Source organism: Rhizobium sp. P38BS-XIX (genome assembly GCF_012641435.1).
GTDB lineage: Bacteria > Pseudomonadota > Alphaproteobacteria > Rhizobiales > Rhizobiaceae > Rhizobium.
Genome location: NZ_JABAIJ010000001.1, coordinates 164,220 through 182,821 on the forward strand (window position 1 = coordinate 164,220; position 18,602 = coordinate 182,821).

The window sequence follows — 18,602 nt, forward strand, 5'->3', positions numbered from 1 at the left end:
GCGCTATCCTCATAACTTATGAGACCTGATCAACTGCTTTATCCGGCGCCTGAGGGCCTGTTCTGTCCGATCGGCGGCTTCTACATCGACCCCGTCCAGCCGGTTGAGCGTGCACTTGTCACGCATGGTCATTCCGATCATGCCCGCTCCGGTCATGGCCGCGTTCTCGCCACGCGCCAGACGCTCGATATCATGCGTATCCGCTACGGCGATGATTTTGCCGGTTCGGAGCAGGCGGCCGCCTTCGGCGAGGAAGTGACGATCAACGGTGTCAAGGTTCAGTTCTATCCGGCCGGTCATGTGCTCGGCTCGGCGCAGATCGCCGTCGAGAAGGATGGGCTGCGCATCGTCGTTTCCGGCGATTACAAGCGCCGGCCCGATCCGACCTGTGAGGCCTATGTGCCGGTCCCGTGCGATGTCTTCATCACCGAAGCCACCTTCGGCTTGCCGGTCTTCCATCATCCCGATCCTCTGGCCGAAACGCGTAAGCTCCTGGCCTCGCTTCGCCAGTTTCCAGAGCGCACGCATCTGGTCGGCGCCTATGCGCTCGGCAAGGCGCAGCGCGTCATTCGCCTGCTACGCGATGCCGGTTACGACAAGCCGATCTACATTCACGGCGCGCTTGAAACACTGTGCGATTATTATGTGAGCCAGGGCATCGCACTCGGCGAGCTCAAGCCGGCGACCATCGAAAGCCGCGATCAGTCGATCTTCCACGGCGCCGTCGTCGTCGGGCCGCCCTCGGCATTTCAGGATCGCTGGGCGAGGCGCTTTCACGATCCGCTCCCAGCCTTCGCCTCAGGTTGGATGATGGTGCGCCAACGCGCCAAGCAGCTCGGCGTCGAGCTGCCGCTGGTCATATCGGATCATTGCGACTGGCCGGAACTGACCGAGACGATCTCCGATCTGAAACCGAGCGAGGTCTGGGTCACCCACGGGCGTGAAGAGGCCCTGGTGCGCTGGTGCGAGCTGCAGGGCATCGCCGCAAAGCCACTACATCTCATCGGTTATGAAGACGAGGGCGATTGATGAAAGCCTTTGCCGACCTTCTAGACCGCCTGGTGTTGACGCCGAGCCGCAACGGCAAGCTGAAGCTGCTGACCGACTATTTTCGCGATACGCCCGATCCTGATCGTGGCTATGGTCTGGCTGCTATCGCAGGCACGCTCGAAGTCCGCAACGTCAAGCCCGCCATGCTGCGCGAACTTGTTCTTGAGCGCATGGACGATGTGCTCTTCCGCTATTCCTACGATTATGTCGGCGATCTCGCAGAAACGATCTCGTTGGTCTGGGACAAGGAGAGCGACATCGAGCGTCCTCCCGGCGAGCAGCCGAGACTTGGCGACGTCGTGCGCAACATGAATGCGCTTGGGCGCACCGAGGTGCGCGGCTTCGTCCGAGATCTGCTCGACAGGCTGGATACATCAGGCCGCTTTGCCTTCCTGAAGCTCGCGACGGGCGCGATGCGCATCGGCGTCTCGGCGCGACTTGCCAAACAGGCTCTGGCGGAGCTGAGCGGCAGGGACGTCACCGAAATCGAGACGCTCTGGCATGGCCTGCAGCCACCCTATGAAAGCCTGTTCCGCTGGCTTGAGGGCAAGGGCGATCGGCCGATATTGGCGACGCCGGCGATCTTCCATTCCGTAATGCTTGCCAATCCGGTCGAACCCGGCGATCTCGATGGGCTCGACCCCGCAAATTTCGCCGCCGAATGGAAATGGGACGGCATTCGCGTTCAGCTTTCGCGCGCCGGGGAAACCAGCAAGCTCTATTCGCGCTCGGGCGATGACATATCCGGCGCTTTTCCCGATATCGTTGATGCGATGAATTTCGAAGGCGTCATGGATGGCGAGTTGCTGGTTGGCGGAACTGTGCGGTCCAACAGTCCGACGCGCTCCTTTTCCGATCTGCAGCAGCGCCTGAACCGCAAGACCGTGACCTCGAAGATGCTGGAGGAATTTCCAGCCTTCATCCGCGCCTATGATCTCCTGTTCGATGGCGCCGAAGACGTGCGTGCTCGCGGCTTCCTCGAGCGGCGCGAGCGGTTGACCGAGATTATCGAAGCTGCGCCGCATGATCGTTTCGATCTGTCACCGCTCGTCGATTTCACCTCATGGGAGGACCTCGACCGACTGCGCTCCTCGCCGCCCGATCCGGTGATCGAAGGCGTGATGATCAAGCGAAAGGATAGTTCCTATCTTGCCGGCCGCGCCAAAGGCCCGTGGTTCAAGTGGAAACGCGATCCCTACAATGTCGATGCCGTGCTGATGTATGCGCAGCGCGGCCACGGCAAGCGATCCAGCTACTATTCCGATTTCACCTTCGGCGTTTGGGCGACGACGCCGGAGGGTGAGCAGCTTTTGCCCGTCGGCAAGGCCTATTTCGGTTTTACGGATGCCGAGCTGGAAGTGCTCGACAAGTTCGTGCGCAACAACACGGTCGATCGTTTCGGCCCTGTGCGAGCCGTGCGCGCCGATCGCGATTTCGGCTTCGTTGTCGAGGTTGCCTTTGAAGGGATCAACCGATCCAACCGCCATAAATCCGGCGTTGCCATGCGGTTTCCGCGCATCGCCCGGCTGCGGCAGGACAAGCCACCTTACGAGGCCGACAGGCTGGAAACTTTGATCGCGATGATTGACGCGAAGGCTCCCACTGTTGATGAATAGCGCAGGGCGATTCCTCACCACAATGTGAGTTGGCCTTGCCGCGCAACCCGTGCAGATTTCAGCTGGCGCCGGGATATTTGGACAGAGCCTATGACCCAGTCTGACGACAATATATTCCGTCCCAACCGCCGCGGCGTCCTTGCCGGCCTTGCTGTATCTTTGTTTGCGCCGGCCATAGTCAGGGCTGCCGATGACAGCACCACCGCCACCAAGCCGGCGGAAAACAAAGTTGCCATTCCCAGAAGCGATGAGAAGGCGGCCGATGCGCCGCCGCAATTGTCGGGCGATTATGCCAAGGAACGACATGTCTTCCGCACGGATCTCCTGAGCAAAGGGCCTGCACCGGATATTTATGAGCCGTTGGTGACGCCCTCGAACGCCGATCAGCTGTTTTACCGCAGCGGCCTGGGGAGCCAATTGGAACTCGTCGCCTGGGTATCTCGCTACACGCGCACGCCCAAGCCAAAGCCGGCGGTACTTTTCCTGCACGGCGGCAACGCCATCGGCCAGGGCCATTGGCAGTTGATGAAGCCCTACATCGATGCCGGCTATGTCGTCATGATCCCTTCGATGCGTGGCGAAAACGGCCAGAAGGGTAATTTCTCGGGCTTTTACGATGAAGTTTCGGACGTGCTGGCCGCCTCCGATCGGCTGCGGCACCTGCCGGGTGTCGATCCGCATCGCATGTTTATCGCCGGGCACAGCATCGGCGGCACCTTGACGATGCTGGCTGCCATGTCGACGAAGCGTTTTCGTGCGGCCGTGCCGATCTCGGGCAATCCGGATGCCTACGCCTTTTTCAGCCGCTATCCCGAGGATATCCGTTTCAACACCAAGAACCCGCGTGAATTCCAGATGCGGTCGCCGCTTTGCTATGCCCACAGCTTCAAATGCCCGATGAAGCTCTTTCACGGTACCGAGGAGGCGCATTTCGATGCTCGGCTGGCTCTGCTGACAAAGCGGGCAACGGCAAGCGGCGTGAAGATGGAGATGGCGACTGTGGCAGGCAGCCATAATTCCGCTCTGCCGGCCGAAATCGAACAGAGCATCCAGTTCTTCAAGAGCGTTGCCGCCTAAAGCACGTTCGTTTCAAGGAGCGATGGAAACGCTCTCTCTGTTTTGCGTTCAGGCAATCGCGGAAAACCCGAGATGGTTTTGCTTTCGTTGAAACGCCGCGCGACTGTCTGTGCTTATCCCGTCAGCTTCTCGATCAGCGCAGTCGCTGCCTGAGCAATGACAGTGCCGGGCGGGAAGATCGCATCGGCGCCGGCTGCCTCCAACGCGGCAAAATCCTGAGGCGGTATGACACCTCCGACGGCGATCAGGATATTGCGGGCGTTGCGGCGGATCAGCGCTTCCTTCAATTCCGGCACCAGCGTCAGATGGCCCGCGGCCAGCGATGATGCGCCGAGAATATCGACGCCTTCGCGCACGGCGACATCGGCCACTTCTTCCGGCGTCTGAAACATCGCGCCGACGACAACATCGAAGCCGAGATCGGCAAAGGCCGTGGCGATGACCTTCTGTCCGCGGTCGTGCCCGTCCTGGCCCATTTTGGCGATCAGGATACGAGGCTTCTCGCCGCGCTTCCTGCGGAAGGCTTCGACGGTGGCGACGGCCTTGTTGAAGACGGGATCCGCTTCTCCGACCTCCTGGCGATAGACGCCCGAAATGGTTCGGATTTCGGCGACGTGGCGACCGTAGGCTTTTTCCAGCGCCAGCGAGATTTCGCCGACCGTGGCTCTGGCCCTTGCGGCCTTCACGGCAAAATCGAGCAGATTGCCCGTGCCGTTGCGTGCAGCATCAGTGAGGGCGTCCAGAGCCGTTTCGACGGCTGTCGTCTCTCGCGTGCCCTTCAACTGCTGCAGCTTGGAGAGCTGCCGTGCCCGCACCTCGGAATTGTCGACCTTCAGAACATCGACTTCGATATCCTTTTCCGGCTTTGAGAAATTGATGCCGACCAGGATCTGTTGGCCGCTGTCGATACGGGCCTGCGTGCGGGCGGAGGCCTCCTCGATCCGCAGTTTCGGAATGCCCTTCTCGATCGCTTTCGCCATGCCACCCAGCGCCTCGACTTCTTCGATGTGGGCAAGTGCACGGGCGGCAAGATCATGGGTCAACCGTTCGACGTAAGCCGAACCGCCCCATGGATCGATGATCCCGGTCGTGCCGGATTCCTTCTGCAGCAGGATCTGCGTATTGCGCGCGATGCGGGCGGAATGATCGGTAGGAAGGGCAAGCGCTTCGTCGAATGAGTTCGTGTGCAGCGATTGCGTATGTCCCTGCGTCGCCGCCATCGCCTCGACCATGGTGCGGATGATGTTGTTCATCGGATCCTGCGCCGTCAGAGACCAGCCGGAGGTCTGGCTGTGCGTCCTGAGCGCCAGGGATTTCTGATCTTTCGGTGCGAAATTCTTCTGCATCAGCGCAGCCCAGATCAGGCGTCCGGCACGCATCTTGGCGACCTCCATGAAGAAGTTCATACCGACGGCCCAGAAGAACGAGAGGCGCGGCGCGAAGCTGTCGATATCAAGACCTGCCGCGACGCCGGCCCGTGCATATTCGATGCCGTCGGCGATCGTATAGGCAAGCTCTAGGTCGGCGCTCGCTCCCGCTTCCTGCATGTGGTAGCCGGAAATCGAGATCGAGTTGAATTTCGGCATGCGCTCGCTGGTGTAGCTGAAGATATCCGAGACGATACGCATCGAAGGCTGTGGCGGGTAGATGTAGGTGTTGCGAACCATGAACTCCTTGAGGATATCGTTCTGGATCGTACCCGACAGCTTGTCTTCGGAGACGCCCTGTTCCTCCGCCGCGACGATATAAAGCGCCATGATCGGCAGCACCGCGCCGTTCATCGTCATCGACACGCTCATCTCATCGAGCGGAATGCCATCGAAGAGCTGGCGCATGTCGAGGATGGAATCGATCGCCACACCGGCCATACCGACGTCGCCGGCAACGCGCGGATGATCGCTGTCATAGCCGCGGTGAGTGGCGAGATCGAAGGCGACGGAGAGGCCCTTCTGTCCGGCCGCGAGATTGCGGCGGTAGAAGGCGTTGGATTCCTCGGCCGTCGAGAAGCCGGCATATTGCCTGATGGTCCAGGGCTGCTGGACATACATTGTGGGGTAGGGACCACGCACGAACGGCGCGGCTCCGGGATAGGTGCCAAGAAAATTCAGGCTAGCGAGATCGCTTTCAGTATAGGAGCGCTTGACGGCGATGCCCTCGGGAGTTTCCCAAGTGGCAGCATCGGTCGTTGGCGCCATTGCTTGCGACTTGGCCCAGGGAATGCTGGCGAAGTTTGGGATATGGGTCATGGAGCCGATGCCTCCCCGGATGCAATATTCATTCTCATCCCTCCACCCCGTCACTCAATCGTATCGGCATCAGCCCCATGCCGCCGGTAATCGGGCCCAAAGATCCCAAAACGACAACCGGCCGCTCGGTCTTCATCGCAAACAGCGTCGTTCCGACGATCGGCTTGGCGACGCGACTCTGCCGCGCTGTCGCAACCATTGCCATAAGCTCGCCGCTGGCGATCACCTTTGGGAGGCCGCCTTTGCGCTCGATATCGGCAAAGATGTTCCACGCCTGTTCGGCCAACGCGTCCGTCAGGGCCTCGATAGCGCCGGCTCCGGCAGCGGGGTCGATGACGTGATCGAGGTGGCTCTCGGCCACGAGGATCGTCTGCATGTTGCGCGCAAGGCGTCGCGCGAGCGGATCGGGGATCCCGTGCGTGAGACTGTGCGGCAAAACGGAAATCTCGTCGGCGCCGCCGACGCCGGCCGAAAAGGCGGCGATCGTGTTGCGCAGAATATTCGTTTCCGGATCGAGCCGGGTGAGCATGCGATAGCTCGTTTCGGCATAGAGATGCGCCTGCGGCGGCTCGGCGACGCCGCATGCCTCGGCGATGCGGGCAAAGATCAGCCGCGCAGCGCGCATCTTTGCGATCGTAGTGAACTGGTTCTGGTCGGCCGATAGGCAAAGGCTGGCGGCCGCAAGCGCGGCTTCCAGAGAAAGGCCGGTTTCTTCAAGCAATCGCAGGTGGCCGACGAGGCTTGCGGCCATAACGGCGAGCTCCTGCGCCTCCGTTCCCCCCGCATTGTGGACAGAACGTCCGTCCGCGTTGATGACGGTGCCAGCCACGTTCAATTCCAATAAATGACTGATGTCGTTATGGAAATTTGAAGAATAAACGGCTGCCAAGAAGGCGTCGAGGCCGAGATGCGCGCTTTGAACTCCGGCATCCGCCAACGACCCAATCAACCCTTTGACGGTGAAAGGCGGAACGCCGTCGAGGCGCAATGTTGTCGCTCTGCCTGCTGCTGCGGCCACTTTCGAGATGTTTGGTTCTGCCGCATCCATGCCGATGCCGAACGAGGAAGCGGAATCCTGCGCGACGAGACAGATGCCGCTCGCACCGTTGGCCAGATCGTCGTCGAGCTGTGCCATTGCCCTTTCGTGATTCGGATCGTCCACGCGCTGCGTTATCGTCCAAGGCAGCTCGGTGTGTTGACGAGAAAGCGGCATGGAATCTCCGCGTCGCTGATAAAGCGGCTCTATGGCGATGCCGTCATCCGTTCGCGACACCAGCGTTTCCTGGAAGTCTTTGCCCTTGAGCGCCCGGTCCACCAATTTCAGCCAGGCCTCGTGATCCGTTTGGCTGAAGATGTCCGGGTCGAGACTGTCGATGTTCATGCGATCCTCCGTCCCGTAAAGGTCTAGCCCATGACGTGGCAGGGGAAAACAGCAGTTTGGCCAATCGGTGCAATATCTTGCCGGTGTAGACCTTGATGTCGACGCCAGCCTCGCTCCAGCCGCGCCGTTCATCATGCGGCCGATCCGACATATGTTCCAACTGGTTCCCGATGATGGCCGATCTGCTGACCGTTTCCCGCTACCTGCTCTCAACTGCCGCCTTGGCGACATTGTCGGCCTGCAGCATCATTCCCGATACGGGCGCGACCGACCCCGATCGCTTCGTGCAGGAGACCACGCCAGTCTTCTATCGTCCGGAGGGCATCGATCCGCAGAAGGTGCAGCGCCTGCCGGTGCAGCCCGTGCCGCAGTCGCGTGATCTTTTCCGGACTCAGTTCCATCAGACCTACGGCTTGCCGACCTTCAATCCAGTGCATCAGGCGATGTATGCTCAGCACAGTGAAGACGACTTCACGCTGCCGGCAATCCCTTACAAGCGCATCGATCCGCGTTTCCTGCGTCAGGAAGTGGACTACAGAACCAATGAGCGCCCGGGCACGATCGTCGTCGATACCAAAGACCATTTTCTCTATTTCATCGAGCCGGGCGGAAAGGCCATGCGCTACGGCGTCGGGCTTGGCGCGGCGGGTTACGCCTGGCATGGCAGGGGCTTGATCCAGTGGAAGCAGAAATGGCCGCGCTGGACGCCGCCGGCCGAAATGGTTGCACGCGACCCGCAGATACGACCGCTATCGGCCGAGCGCGGCGGCATGAATCCCGGGCCGACCAATCCGCTCGGCGCGCGCGCTCTTTACATCTATCAGAACGGCAGGGACACGCTTTATCGCGTTCACGGAACCCCGGATTGGCAGTCGATCGGCCATGCGGCTTCCTCGGGTTGTGTGCGCATGCTCAACCAGGACGTGATAGATCTCTACAACCGAGTGCCGAATAAGGCAGAAATCGTCGTTTTGTAGTGACATTTTACCACAAATTTTCGTGATGTTGCATAAGTGCGATAGCGGCGCCCTGCGGCTCTCTTTAGTTTCGCCTTTGTCTCTGCAAACCTCTCGGGGAGCCGAATCAGCTGATGTTGGCGGGTTCTCGCTTCCTCTTCAACAGGAACTATGCTGTCGACATGAGCCTCCCTTCATCCATATCCAGACGTAATTTCCTCACCCTTGCTGGTATCGGCGCCGTTTCGACGCTCGCCGGCTGTGCCTCCTCAATCAACAGCGGTCCTGTCGTCAGCCCGGTTCAATATACCGGTTCGCCCAGACCGTTCCGTACCTGGTTTTCCAGCTACGATGGCGAGCAGCCTGATCCAGCCGTGATCTATGCGGCGCTGGACGATGGTGGCTTCCATGTTCCGGCTGTCCCCTATCAGCAGATCGATCCGCGCTTCTATCGCCAGCGCGTCGTCGACCCGACTGGCGAAGCGCCCGGCAGCGTTGTCGTCAACACAACCCAGCGCATGCTTTACGTCACCGAGCAGGGCGGCACTGCGATGCGTTACGGCATCGGCGTCGGCCGCGAAGGCTTTGCCTGGCAGGGTCGCGGCGTCATCCAGTGGCGCAAGAAGTGGCCGCGCTGGAACCCGCCGAACGAAATGGTCGACCGCCAGCCGGAACTCGTCAAGTATTCCATCGCCAATGGCGGCATGGATCCGGGTCTCAGAAACCCGCTCGGTGCGCGCGCACTCTACATTTTCGAAGACAAGCAGGATTCGCTGTATCGTCTGCACGGCAATCCCGAATGGCGCTCCATCGGCAAAGCCGTTTCGTCAGGCTGTGTCCGCCTGCTGAACCAGGATGTCATCGATCTCTACGATCGCGTGCCCGAGCATGCGCCGATCCTCGTGACGACGTGATCGACGCACATCATTGCAAACAAAAGGGCGCCGCATGCGGCGCCCTTTTGTTTTCGGTCTATTGCATGGCCCCGCTGGACGCAGCGTCTATTCCGCCGCCAGATTGACCTTTAACTGCTGCAGCCGGTCACGCAGATTGGCCATTTCCGTCATGTCGCAGCCGGTCGCTTGACCGATGGCATCCATGATCACGCCGACCTGGCATTGCATGTCCGCACCTTTTTGCGTCAGCGAAATGATGACCTGCCGTTCGTCCCTGGGATCGCGTGCACGGCTGATGAGGCCGGCTTGCTCGAGACGCTTCAAAAGAGGGGAGAGCGTGCCGGAATCGAGATCGAGCTTCTCGCCGATGGTCTTTACGGACAATGTGCCCTTCTCCCACAGCACGAGCATGACGAGATATTGCGGATAGGTGAGGCCGACTCGGTCAAGAATCGGTTTGTAAGCCCGATTGAACGCATGCGCAGCGCTATAAACGGCAAAGCAAAGCTGCCTCTCCAGCCGCTTTTCCTCATCCTGTATCATGGTTTGCCCATCCACCTTATCCGTCATTGCTGCTCCGTCTTTTTTCTTGTTGGATGCATTGTCACAAATTCACTTTGCAAAATCAAATTGCAAAAAATACATGTTGCGCACGATTAAATCGTGGCGTATATAAAATCCATCCAAACCGAAAAGGAGATCTGACATGCCTATTCTCTACACGACCAAAGCTTCCGCCACCGGTGGCCGCGCTGGCCATGCAGTTTCCGAAAATGGCGTACTTGACGTCACGCTGACCGTGCCGAAGGAACTCGGCGGCGACGGCGCCACCGGCACCAATCCCGAGCAGCTCTTTGCGGCAGGCTATTCCGCTTGCTTCCTCGGCGCTTTGAAATTTGTAGCTGGCCAGCAGAAGGTCAAGATTCCGGAGGACGCCAAGGTCACCGCGACCGTCGGCATCGGCCCGCGCGCAGATGGCGGCGGCTTCGGCATCGAAGTTTCGCTGGCAGTTCACATCCCCGGCATGGACAAGGCCGAAGCTGAAAAGCTCGCCGCTGCCGCTCACATCGTGTGCCCCTACAGCCACGCGATGCGCACGTCGACCGAAGTGGCTTACGCCGTCGTCTGAGCAATCGGCCGTCATACGCTGCCGAATAACGTAGTATAAAAGAAAAGGAGCGACGGCATTGCCGATCGCTCCTTTTCTTTTGCAAGAAATATGCTATATATTTTCCGAGGAAAGGATATGGCGATGGCAAAAGCTCAAGCAATAGGCCAGACAATACCCAGTGAAGCGCTTGTGATCACAAAGGCCGTGGTCAACGCCGCTGACCGTCTGGGATTGAATGCGCGCATACTCGCTGCTGTTATCGGCGTTTCCGAAGCGACCGTCTCGCGCATGAAGCGGCAGGATCATCTTCTGGAGCGCGATAGCAAGCCGTTCGAACTCGGTGTGTTGTTCATCCGCCTCTTTCGCTCGCTCGATGCCATTGTCGGGGGAGACGAGGTCGTCGCACGGCAATGGCTGCGCAACGCCAACCTGGCTTTGGGTGCCGCTCCGCTCGATAAGATCACCTCGATTTCTGGTTTGACCGATGTCCTTGGATACCTGGACGCCCGCCGCGCTCTCGTCTGAGGCAAAGGCGATCTCCGGCCGCTATTGGCGGCTGGTGGAATCGCAGCATCAGGTTTCGACGCTGAAGCTGGTCGATACGCTCGAGGAGCAGGCGCTGCTCGAAAATCTGCTGGAAGAAAGCAAGCCGGTGCTGCCGCCGGAGTGCGCCGGGCTGGACTATCTGCTTGCCACGCCCTTTCGCTACGGCGCGATCTATCCGCATGGCTCCCGTTTCCGGAGGGCCGGTCGCACGCTCGGCGTCTTCTATGCGTCGGAGCATGTGGAAACGGCTTTGGCGGAAATGAGCTTCTATCGGCTGCTTTTCTTCCGCGATTCTCCCGAGACTGCGTTGCCGACGAATGCCGCGGAATACACGGCGTTTGCAGCCGCTATCGCCACCAAGCAGGCGATCGACCTGACGGGGGCGCCATTCGATCAGGATAACCAGCGATGGACGGATCCGGTCGAATATGAGGCGTGTCAGGCTCTTGCCGAGGCGGCGCGGGTGGGTTGCATCGATGCGATCCTCTATCGTTCCGTTCGCGATCCGCAAGGTGGCCGGAACATCGCACTGCTGACCGCCAGGGCCTTTGCCGCGCGCGAACCTGTGGAGCGTCAGACCTGGCGCATTCGGCTGTCGCGTGTCGGTGTGCAGGCGCTTTGCGAATTCCCCCGCCGCCGCATCGGCTTCGAAAGGCAGGATTTCGGCAACGATCCACGCCTGTCCGATTAGAGCAATTCCAGGAAAAGTGCGCAGCGGTTTTCCGTCCGGAATTACGTGAAACAAAGAGATAGAACGGTTCAGGGGTTCCGTGAAAACCTGAACCGTTCTAGGTCCTAAAGCAGGATTGCCAGGTCTTGGCGCAGGCGGTCGCCATTGCCATCGGGCAGGCGCTCTTCGAGCAATGCATGCGTGATCTTCCAGGTCGGCACGGCGGCGGCGAGGGCCGATTTGCCTGCTGCCGTCAGGGTCAGAAGACGCGCACGGCGATCGGCGGGATCGGCTTCCACATTCACCCATCCGCGGCGCTGCAGCGGCTTCAGCGCGGCCGTCAGCGTTGTCTGATCGATCGCAAGCAGTGTGCAGACGGATTTCATCGACGCCGGCACCGGTCTGTTCAGCGACATCATCAGGGAAAACTGGCCGTTGGTCAGCCCGAAGGGTCTTAGCGCATCATCGAAACGGCGAGCCAGGGCCCGTGCTGCGCGCTGCACATGCAGGCAGAGACAGCTGTCGCGCACTAACAGCGTGGTTTCAAAGGGAATTTCAACTGCGTTTGACATGCGTTATTAATATTGATATCAATGTAATTGTCAAGCTTTGGGAAAGAGTAAGCGCCGGAGGAGGGCGCGAACGATGAACCAGGTTGTTTCAAGGGATGTATGGCTCGAAGCCCGTCGTCAATTGCTTGCCAGCGAGAAGGAAGCGACGCATCTGCGCGATCGCGTCAATGCGGAACGTCTCGCTTTGCCTTGGGTGAAGGTGGACAAGACCTACGTCTTCGATACGCCCGCCGGCGAAAAGACGCTTGCCGATCTATTCGATGGTCGCAGCCAGCTTATCATCTATCATTTCATGCTCGGTCCGGACTGGGATGCCGGCTGCACCGGCTGTTCCTTCCTTGCCGATCATTTCGATGGCACAATTGCCCATCTCAATCATCACGATGTTTCGTTGGTCGCAGTCTCCCGCGCGCCGCTGGAAAAGGTGGAGGCTTACAAGAAGCGCATGGGCTGGCGTTTTCCCTGGGTGTCGTCCTATGCGAACGATTTCAATTTCGACTATCATGTCTCCTTCTCGAAAGAGGAGCTCGCAGGCGACAAGGTTTTCTACAACTTCACGGCCATGGATGCGGCCGAAGGATTTGATGAGCTTCCGGGCCTGAGCGCCTTCTACAAGGACGAAGCCGGAAATGTCTTCCACACCTACTCGAGCTACGCCCGCGGTCCGGAGGAGTTGATCGGAACGCTGATGATCCTTGATCGCGCGCCCAAGGGGCGCAATGAAAGCAGCACGATGAATTTCATCCGCCGACATGACGAATACGAGGATGCTCCAAAGGCGGATTCCTGCTGCCATTGAAGCGGATAAAGGCTCGCTATCGGGATGGGGGTCGAATTATTTCAGCTCGTGCCTACTTAAAAGATGAACGCTTGCTTGTCGGGGAGGCGGCTGGATGTGTCGATCGACCATTGCTTGGCCGTCATTGTCATCGGCAATAATGCGCCCTGGCCGTCACAGGCGCGGGACGAAACGAATGAATGCAGCGATCACAATAGGGAGAGAGATGCGATGGCTGAGAAGGGATATTTTGTCTGGTATGAGCTGATGACCTCGGACATGAAAGCCGCTGAGGCTTTCTACACCAAGGTCGTCGGCTGGGATGCCGCCGATGCCGGCATGCCCGAAGTTGGCATGGACTACACGCTGTTCAGTGCAGGTGCGGGGCCTGTTGCCGGCCTGATGATCTTGCCCGACGAGGCAAAGGCCATGGGAACGCCTCCCTGCTGGACAGGCTACATCGGCGTGCCCAACGTCGACGAAGGCGCCAAGACCGTGGCAGCCAAAGGCGGCAAGGTCTATCGCGAACCGACGGATATTCCGGGCGTCGGCCGATTTGCCGTCGTTTCCGATCCCTATGGCGCTGCCTTCTGCCTGTTTACCCCGCTGCCCGGTCAGGATTGGGAGCCCCCGGCACCCGCCACTCCCAGTTATTTCGGCTGGCATGAACTCTATGCCGGCGATGGCCCGAAGGCGTTCGATTTTTACAGCGATATGTTCGGCTGGGAGCTGAGCTCCGATTTCGACATGGGCCCGATGGGCAAATACAAGATCTTCAAGATCGGCGACCGAGACTTCGGCGGCATCATGACCAAGCCAGCGGAAATGCCGGTGCCGGCCTGGAATTTCTACATCAATGTCCCGGCGATCGATGCGGCCATCACCCGTATCACCGAAGGTGGCGGCAAGATCGTCAACGGTCCGATGGAAGTCCCCGGCGGCAGCTGGATCGTCCAGGCCACCGACCCGCAGGGCGCATTCTTCTCGCTGGTCGCGCCAGTACGCTAAGGCCAGTACGCTAAGGATGGAATAGAATAGCCCTCCCGCTAAAGCGGGAGGGCTATCTCTTATCGCTTCAGGCTGCCGAGGATGCCTCGGACCAGCGCCCGCCCGACCTGCGTGGCAACCGTGCGCGCCACGCTTTTCAATGCGGCTTCCATGATTGTTTCACGCTGGTAGCCGGATCGGCGGCCAGTCGATTTGTTGCTGTCGCCGCCAAAGCCCGGCAGGGTCCAGCCGTCCCCGGCGCTTTCGTTTTGTGGCGCGGCTGCCTTGCGTGCACGCTCCGTCAGAATTTCGAATGCGGACTCCCGATCGATCGTCTCGTCATAAACACCGGCAACCGGGCTGGCGTTGATGATGGCGCGGCGCTCCGCATCGCTTACCGGGCCGATGCGGCCGGCGGGCGGCCGGATCAGCGTGCGCTCGACGACGGAGGGCGCGCCTTTGCCTTCGAGCATCGAGACCAGCGCTTCGCCGGTGCCGAGCGTCGTGATGACTTCGGCGCAATCGAAAGCCGGGTTGGGCCGGAATGTCGAGGCCGCCGTCTGCACCGCCTTCTGCTCGCGCGGCGAATAGGCACGAAGTGCGTGCTGCACACGATTGCCGAGCTGCGCCAGCACCGTTTCCGGCACATCGAGCGGGTTCTGCGTGACGAAGTAGACGCCGACGCCCTTGGAACGGATCAGGCGCACCACCTGTTCGACACGCTCGATCAGCACCTTCGGCGCGTCGTTAAAGAGCAGGTGCGCCTCATCGAAGAAGAAGACCAGCTTCGGCTTCTCCGGATCGCCGACTTCGGGCAGTTCCTCGAACAGCTCGGACAGCAGCCACAGCAGAAAAGTGGCGTAAAGACGCGGGTTCATCATCAGCTTGTCGGCGGCAAGCACCGAAACCTGGCCATAGCCATCATTGCCGACCCGCATGATGTCGGAGATCTTCAACGCAGGCTCGCCGAAGAAGTTTTCGGCGCCTTGTTGCTCCAGCACAAGCAGAGCGCGCTGGATCGAGCCGACGGAGGATTTCGAGATCAGGCCGAATTTGCTGGAAAGCTCGCTGGCATTCTCGCCCATGTAGTTGAGCAGCGCCTGCAGATCCTTGAGGTCGAGAAGCGCCAGTCCGTTTTGATCGGCGATCTTGAAGGCGATGTTGAGCACGCCTTCCTGTGCTTCAGATGCATCCATCAGCCGTGCCAGCAGCAACGGACCCATCTCGGCGATGGTCGTGCGCACGCGATGGCCTTTTTCGCCGTAGAGATCCCAGAATATGACCGGAAACTGATCGAACTCATAGGGCGCAAGGCCGATTTCCTCGGCGCGCTTCAGTAGGAAATCCTTCGGCTCGCCTTTGACCGCGATGCCGGAGAGATCGCCCTTGATATCGGCGCAGAAGACGGGCACGCCAGCCTTGGAAAACCCTTCCGCCAGCACCTGCAGCGTCACCGTCTTGCCGGTCCCGGTCGCGCCGGTGACGAGGCCGTGTCGGTTGCCGAATTTCAGCGTCAGAAATTCGTCCTTGTTGATGCTTTCATCCGGATTGCGGCTTGCGCCGACGAAAATCTGTCCGTCCTGCTGCGGCATGGTGTCGTCTCCCTCAGCGCATGATGCCGAAAAGTGTCACCGGTTTTCGGACGACATCATGCTCTACCTATCTGATTCTAGAACCGGATGACTTTGCATCGTTTCGATTCAAAGTCATCCGGTTCCAGGGCGGCGGCACGGCAACCGTCCAGGTCGCCAGGGCCATTCATCGATTTGTCCTGACACTGTTATAAGAACTGACTTGAACGGGGACAACCATTCGCGTCGAGGTTCCGCTTCTGGTAGTATGGCGAGCTGCGGCGCGGCTTGTGCCGGTTGATTCATTCAGTTACGTTGACGTTAACGTCGTAAAGGCAGGAGGCCACAGTGAACGAAGTTATTGATCAGATCGCGACCAGAGCCGGCATCGCTCCCGACCTTGCGGAGAGAGCCGTCGGCATGATTCTCGGCTTCCTGCAGCGCGAAGCGCCGGATGGCCCTGTCACCAAGATGATCCAGGCCATTCCCGGTGCCCCTGATCTCGTCGCGCAGTACAATGGCGAAGAGACCACCGGCGGTGGCGGCGGTTTGCTTGGCGGTCTGCTCAGCGCAGTCGGTGGCGGCGGTGGCCTGATGGCGCTCGGCCAGCAGCTGATGAGCAGTGGCCTCAGCATGGGCGAGATCACCTCGCTCGCTAAGGAAACGATCACGACCGCCCGTCAGCATGCCGGCGATGATGTGGTCGACGAAGTCGTCAACTCCGTCCCGGGCCTGCATCAGTTCCTCTAGGAATATCCGCTTCGTTCAGAGGCGGATTGATCGCCGCGATATCGGCGGACCGAGGAAATCTGTTCGGTCCGTCGCCCATAACGGATAGTGCATCAGAATATTTGCAACAGCGGGCCATGCGTTGCATCAGCAAAATATGCACCTCATGGCCGTGGCCCGACTTTCACGCCCAAAGGCGCTTAGTCCCTGACCCGCCCAGCCACTCGCATCCGTCACATTACATCTGTAGGCCGATCCTGAAGCCGCTCATGGCCCTGTAATACTGGGCGGCGATTTTCTCTCTGTTTCATCGAGAGGAGATACCCGCGTTCATGAAGCAGGATCAGCATGTCCCGTGCGATAAACAACCCGTATGCAAGTTGATATGGCTTGGCCAAGAGGTGATTGACAGCAATACGGTTGCAGGGAACAGCGATCCGTTCCTGTCGCGAACTGTTCATCTGCGTCTGCCCGAAACAGAGGCGGCAGGCGCTGTCGTTCCGTCAACCATCACGCCGCAATTCTTCTCTTCAGCAATTATCCGTTATTTAAAAAAGCACCTGTTCGCCATTCGCCGGAAACGAACAGGCAGACGTGAGGTGTCGCAATTAGCGGAGCTCAGCGATCACACTCTCAAGGATATCGGCTTGCAGCGCTGGCAAATCTAGATCTGCGTCGCCACCCGCAATGACGGTCAGTCAGGTGTGAAGTCAGGTTTGGGAAAAATCGTCGCGGCGATCGCGCGGTAGGAAGCGGGCCGATTCCCTTCTAGAAATCGGCCCGTTCGATCTCAAGCTTTTTTACCGTCCAGCTTGTCGTCCGGTTGATGCCATTTGCGACCGTCGCGTTGGATGAGGTCGTCTGCGCAGGCCGGGCCCATGCTGCCGGGTGCGTAAGGATCCGGCTTGCCGCCTTCCGCCCACAGATCGAGAAACGGCTGAACGGCGGCCCAGCCGGCTTCGATGCCGTCGGCGCGTTGGAAGAGCGTCTGGTCGCCGACAAAGAGTTCGTAGAACAGGCTTTCGTAACCCGTCTGCTTGCCGATATCGAAACGATCGGCATAGCGGAAGTCGAGCGAAACCGGTGCGGTTTTCAGCACCAGACCCGGCGACTTGATGGAGATTTCCATATCCAGCCCTTCATCCGGCTGTACCTGGATGATGAGCCTGTTCGGCGGCAGCTCGGGCCGCGAGCCATGGCGCGGAAACTGCGCGAAAGGCACCTGACGGAAGGTGATGACGACTTCCGTGTCGCGCGCCTTCATCGCCTTGCCGGTGCGCAGGTAGAAGGGCACGCCGGCCCAGCGCCAGGTATCGACGAAGAGCTTCAGCGCGACGAAGGTTTCCGTGTGGCTGTCCGGCGCGACATCGGGGGTCGACGTGTAAGCCGGCAGATCGTGGCCAGCAAGCGGACCGGCGATGTAGGCGCCACGAACGCCGTTCTCCGCTGCTTCCTCGCGTGAGTAGGGACGCAGGGCCTTCAGAACCTTACCCTTTTCATTGCGGATGGATTCCGCATCGAAGCTGTTCGGCGGCTCCATCGCCACCATGGCAAGCAGCTGGAAGAGATGGTTTGGCACCATGTCACGCAGCGCGCCGGTTTCATCGTAGAACTTGCCGCGCGTGCCGACATCGACCAGCTCGGCGGCCGTGATCTGCACATGGTCGATGTAGTTGTTGTTCCAGAGCGCCTCGATCATCATGTTGGCGAAGCGCGTCGTCATGATGTTCTGGACCGTTTCCTTGCCGAGGAAATGGTCGATGCGATAGATCTGGCTTTCCTGAATATGGTTCAGAAGCCGGGCGTTCAGCGCCTGTGCCGAAGCGAGATCGTGGCCGAATGGCTTTTCGATCGCGATGCGGCGGAAGGCGCCGGTCGCCTCGTTCATCAATCCGTTTTCGGAGAGCTTCTCGGCGATATCGCCGAAAAAGCGCGGCGGCACGGCGAAATAAAAGGCCGCATTGGCGCTTTGAGCGTGGGAGAGATAATCCGATATTTCCTTGTAGACGCCGTTCTGTGTGAAATCGCCGGAAATGTAGCTGACGCGCTTGCGCAACGCCTGCCACGCCGTCTGGCGGTCGGGATCTTCCATGTCGCCGGAGGTCTTGAGAAAGCTCTCGAACCGTTCCAGCAGCATGTCGACGCCGCCGGTCTCGATGCCGACACCGAGGATGTGCACATCCTCTCCGATCAACCCGTTCCGGGTCATGTTGATGAGTGTCGGAATGAGCAATCGCCGGGTAAGATCGCCGGCGCCGCCGAAGATCACGAAAGTCAGCGGCGGGGCAGGTGCGACGTCGGGTGTGGTCATGAATGTATCTCCTTCCAACGGAGATATAGCGGAGTTCTGTACGACATCGACTATCTCCGGGAGCGATTGCTGTTCAGCCTGGGGCAGCTGGTGTTCTAGCGCGGG

At 59.7% G+C, this 18,602-nt stretch carries 18 protein-coding genes; 12 read left to right on the plus strand and 6 right to left on the minus strand.

The window, feature by feature from the left end; all coding sequences use genetic code 11:
- The first annotated feature begins 18 nt into the window (after positions 1-18).
- The 3 genes from HGP17_RS00790 (at position 19) to HGP17_RS00800 (ending at position 3,743) form a co-directional block, all read left to right on the plus strand.
- Positions 19-1,029, plus strand: coding sequence for a ligase-associated DNA damage response exonuclease (locus tag HGP17_RS00790; RefSeq protein WP_168805045.1), 1,011 nt, complete (start codon positions 19-21; stop codon positions 1,027-1,029).
- Positions 1,029-2,666 carry a cisplatin damage response ATP-dependent DNA ligase gene (locus HGP17_RS00795; RefSeq protein WP_168805047.1) on the plus strand — a complete coding sequence of 546 codons (1,638 nt, stop codon included), beginning with the start codon at positions 1,029-1,031 and terminating at the stop codon, positions 2,664-2,666. The genes HGP17_RS00790 and HGP17_RS00795 overlap by 1 nt, the downstream gene beginning before the upstream one ends.
- A gap of 90 nt (positions 2,667-2,756) precedes the next feature.
- The gene (locus HGP17_RS00800; RefSeq protein WP_168805049.1) at positions 2,757-3,743 is read left to right on the plus strand and encodes an alpha/beta fold hydrolase; all 987 of its coding nucleotides are present in this window, start codon (positions 2,757-2,759) and stop codon (positions 3,741-3,743) included.
- A gap of 113 nt (positions 3,744-3,856) precedes the next feature.
- Here HGP17_RS00800 and scpA read toward each other — a convergent pair whose 3' ends face one another.
- Positions 3,857-5,989, minus strand: coding sequence for a methylmalonyl-CoA mutase (gene scpA, locus HGP17_RS00805; RefSeq protein WP_168805051.1), 2,133 nt, complete (start codon positions 5,987-5,989; stop codon positions 3,857-3,859).
- A 34-nt stretch (positions 5,990-6,023) separates the two neighbouring features.
- Positions 6,024-7,370 (minus strand): methylmalonyl-CoA mutase family protein, encoded by a 1,347-nt coding sequence (locus HGP17_RS00810; RefSeq protein ID WP_168805053.1) that lies wholly within the window; start codon positions 7,368-7,370, stop codon positions 6,024-6,026.
- A gap of 173 nt (positions 7,371-7,543) precedes the next feature.
- Here HGP17_RS00810 and HGP17_RS00815 point away from each other — a divergent pair, with 173 nt between their 5' ends.
- Together HGP17_RS00815 and HGP17_RS00820 are read left to right on the plus strand one after the other, a co-directional pair.
- Complete coding sequence (locus HGP17_RS00815) at positions 7,544-8,347, plus strand: L,D-transpeptidase (RefSeq protein ID WP_168808015.1); 804 nt, start codon at positions 7,544-7,546, stop codon at positions 8,345-8,347.
- Between the two features lie 161 nt (positions 8,348-8,508).
- The gene (locus tag HGP17_RS00820) at positions 8,509-9,240 is read left to right on the plus strand and encodes a L,D-transpeptidase (RefSeq protein WP_168808016.1); all 732 of its coding nucleotides are present in this window, start codon (positions 8,509-8,511) and stop codon (positions 9,238-9,240) included.
- Positions 9,241-9,327: 87 nt separating this feature from the next.
- On the opposite strand, the gene HGP17_RS00825 is transcribed toward HGP17_RS00820, so the two are convergent.
- Entirely contained in the window at positions 9,328-9,792 is a 465-nt protein-coding gene (locus HGP17_RS00825) for a MarR family transcriptional regulator (protein ID WP_168805055.1), read from the minus strand.
- A 136-nt stretch (positions 9,793-9,928) separates the two neighbouring features.
- On the opposite strand from HGP17_RS00825, the gene HGP17_RS00830 reads away from it, so the two are divergent.
- The 3 genes from HGP17_RS00830 (at position 9,929) to HGP17_RS00840 (ending at position 11,570) form a co-directional block, all read left to right on the plus strand.
- On the plus strand, positions 9,929-10,351 hold the full coding sequence (locus HGP17_RS00830) for an organic hydroperoxide resistance protein (protein ID WP_168805057.1): 423 nt from the start codon (positions 9,929-9,931) through the stop codon (positions 10,349-10,351).
- Between the two features lie 123 nt (positions 10,352-10,474).
- On the plus strand, positions 10,475-10,858 hold the full coding sequence (locus HGP17_RS00835) for an MbcA/ParS/Xre antitoxin family protein (protein WP_168805059.1): 384 nt from the start codon (positions 10,475-10,477) through the stop codon (positions 10,856-10,858).
- Positions 10,818-11,570: an RES family NAD+ phosphorylase gene (locus HGP17_RS00840; protein ID WP_168805061.1), complete on the plus strand. Its 753-nt coding sequence runs from the start codon at positions 10,818-10,820 to the stop codon at positions 11,568-11,570. The genes HGP17_RS00835 and HGP17_RS00840 overlap by 41 nt, the downstream gene beginning before the upstream one ends.
- Before the next feature lie 104 nt (positions 11,571-11,674).
- Here HGP17_RS00840 and HGP17_RS00845 read toward each other — a convergent pair whose 3' ends face one another.
- A complete protein-coding gene (locus tag HGP17_RS00845; RefSeq protein WP_168805063.1) occupies positions 11,675-12,121 on the minus strand; it encodes a MarR family transcriptional regulator in 447 nt (148 codons plus the stop codon).
- A 73-nt stretch (positions 12,122-12,194) separates the two neighbouring features.
- On the opposite strand from HGP17_RS00845, the gene HGP17_RS00850 reads away from it, so the two are divergent.
- A complete protein-coding gene (locus HGP17_RS00850) occupies positions 12,195-12,920 on the plus strand; it encodes a thioredoxin family protein (RefSeq protein ID WP_168805065.1) in 726 nt (241 codons plus the stop codon).
- A 210-nt stretch (positions 12,921-13,130) separates the two neighbouring features.
- Entirely contained in the window at positions 13,131-13,907 is a 777-nt protein-coding gene (locus HGP17_RS00855; protein WP_168805067.1) for a VOC family protein, read from the plus strand.
- Positions 13,908-13,966: 59 nt separating this feature from the next.
- Here HGP17_RS00855 and HGP17_RS00860 read toward each other — a convergent pair whose 3' ends face one another.
- Entirely contained in the window at positions 13,967-15,478 is a 1,512-nt protein-coding gene (locus HGP17_RS00860; RefSeq protein WP_168805069.1) for a helicase HerA-like C-terminal domain-containing protein, read from the minus strand.
- A 327-nt stretch (positions 15,479-15,805) separates the two neighbouring features.
- Here HGP17_RS00860 and HGP17_RS00865 point away from each other — a divergent pair, with 327 nt between their 5' ends.
- Together HGP17_RS00865 and HGP17_RS00870 are read left to right on the plus strand one after the other, a co-directional pair.
- Positions 15,806-16,207, plus strand: coding sequence for a DUF937 domain-containing protein (locus HGP17_RS00865; RefSeq protein ID WP_168805071.1), 402 nt, complete (start codon positions 15,806-15,808; stop codon positions 16,205-16,207).
- A gap of 311 nt (positions 16,208-16,518) precedes the next feature.
- Entirely contained in the window at positions 16,519-16,854 is a 336-nt protein-coding gene (locus HGP17_RS00870; RefSeq protein ID WP_168805073.1) for a DUF1127 domain-containing protein, read from the plus strand.
- Between the two features lie 122 nt (positions 16,855-16,976).
- Here HGP17_RS00870 and zwf read toward each other — a convergent pair whose 3' ends face one another.
- A complete protein-coding gene (gene zwf / locus HGP17_RS00875) occupies positions 16,977-18,497 on the minus strand; it encodes a glucose-6-phosphate dehydrogenase (protein ID WP_168805075.1) in 1,521 nt (506 codons plus the stop codon).
- Positions 18,498-18,602: the final 105 nt, after the last annotated feature.

Excerpts from the sequence above, each read along its gene's own strand:
- HGP17_RS00795 (WP_168805047.1), top strand. The coding sequence starts at position 1,029 with ATGAAAGCCTTTGCCGACCTTCTAGACCGCCTGGTGTTGACGCCGAGC.
- HGP17_RS00835 (WP_168805059.1), top strand. The coding sequence starts at position 10,475 with ATGGCAAAAGCTCAAGCAATAGGCCAGACAATACCCAGTGAAGCGCTT.
- HGP17_RS00840 (WP_168805061.1), top strand. The coding sequence starts at position 10,818 with ATGTCCTTGGATACCTGGACGCCCGCCGCGCTCTCGTCTGAGGCAAAG.
- HGP17_RS00860 (WP_168805069.1), bottom strand. The coding sequence starts at position 15,478 with ATGCCGCAGCAGGACGGACAGATTTTCGTCGGCGCAAGCCGCAATCCG.
- HGP17_RS00790 (WP_168805045.1), top strand. The coding sequence starts at position 19 with ATGAGACCTGATCAACTGCTTTATCCGGCGCCTGAGGGCCTGTTCTGT.
- HGP17_RS00825 (WP_168805055.1), bottom strand. The coding sequence starts at position 9,792 with ATGACGGATAAGGTGGATGGGCAAACCATGATACAGGATGAGGAAAAG.
- HGP17_RS00820 (WP_168808016.1), top strand. The coding sequence starts at position 8,509 with ATGAGCCTCCCTTCATCCATATCCAGACGTAATTTCCTCACCCTTGCT.
- HGP17_RS00845 (WP_168805063.1), bottom strand. The coding sequence starts at position 12,121 with ATGTCAAACGCAGTTGAAATTCCCTTTGAAACCACGCTGTTAGTGCGC.
- scpA (WP_168805051.1), bottom strand. The coding sequence starts at position 5,989 with ATGACCCATATCCCAAACTTCGCCAGCATTCCCTGGGCCAAGTCGCAA.
- HGP17_RS00850 (WP_168805065.1), top strand. The coding sequence starts at position 12,195 with ATGAACCAGGTTGTTTCAAGGGATGTATGGCTCGAAGCCCGTCGTCAA.
- HGP17_RS00810 (WP_168805053.1), bottom strand. The coding sequence starts at position 7,370 with ATGAACATCGACAGTCTCGACCCGGACATCTTCAGCCAAACGGATCAC.
- HGP17_RS00815 (WP_168808015.1), top strand. The coding sequence starts at position 7,544 with ATGGCCGATCTGCTGACCGTTTCCCGCTACCTGCTCTCAACTGCCGCC.
- HGP17_RS00800 (WP_168805049.1), top strand. The coding sequence starts at position 2,757 with ATGACCCAGTCTGACGACAATATATTCCGTCCCAACCGCCGCGGCGTC.
- HGP17_RS00870 (WP_168805073.1), top strand. The coding sequence starts at position 16,519 with ATGAAGCAGGATCAGCATGTCCCGTGCGATAAACAACCCGTATGCAAG.
- zwf (WP_168805075.1), bottom strand. The coding sequence starts at position 18,497 with ATGACCACACCCGACGTCGCACCTGCCCCGCCGCTGACTTTCGTGATC.
- HGP17_RS00830 (WP_168805057.1), top strand. The coding sequence starts at position 9,929 with ATGCCTATTCTCTACACGACCAAAGCTTCCGCCACCGGTGGCCGCGCT.
- HGP17_RS00855 (WP_168805067.1), top strand. The coding sequence starts at position 13,131 with ATGGCTGAGAAGGGATATTTTGTCTGGTATGAGCTGATGACCTCGGAC.